Genomic DNA, 530 nt, shown 5'->3' on the forward strand with positions numbered 1-530 from the left:
ACCAGGAAATCCGGATCTTGGACTATTACGAGTCGGTCGGGCAGACGCTTTCGTATCACGTCGCATGGATGCGCGATAACGGGTACGAGAAGGCAATCAACTACCTGCCGCACGATGGCGTGCACGAGAACAACGTTCTCGGGCTGAAGTATGAGGAGCACTGGCGACAGGCCGGGTTCAATGTCGAGCCTTCTGTCAAGAACCAGGGCAAGGGCGCTGCGGCGATGAGGATCGAGGCTGTGCGCAGACTAGGACCGCAGATGTGGTTCAACGAGGCAACAACGGAATCAGGGCGCCAAGCGCTCGGCTTCTATCATGAGAAAAAGGACGAAGTTCGCAATGTCGGTCTCGGCCCTGATCATGATTGGTCGTCGCATGCTGCGGATGCGTTCGGTCTGATGGCAGTTTGCTATACGCCGCCTAGCTCAAGCGCGAACTTCAACCGCTCGCTGAGCTATCCGAATATGGGCGTAGCCTGATGGCCAAGATGGATCTGCTTGAGCTGAAATCGGTGTTGGCCGCTGAGAAGT

At 56.6% G+C, this 530-nt stretch carries 1 pseudogene; it reads left to right on the forward strand.

The window, feature by feature from the left end:
- Positions 1-479: pseudogene (locus tag CQ12_RS47070) on the forward strand (PBSX family phage terminase large subunit); the annotation flags it as partial.
- Between the last annotated feature and the right edge of the window lie 51 nt (positions 480-530).

The sequence above is a fragment of the Bradyrhizobium jicamae genome, assembly GCF_001440395.1.
GTDB lineage: Bacteria > Pseudomonadota > Alphaproteobacteria > Rhizobiales > Xanthobacteraceae > Bradyrhizobium > Bradyrhizobium jicamae.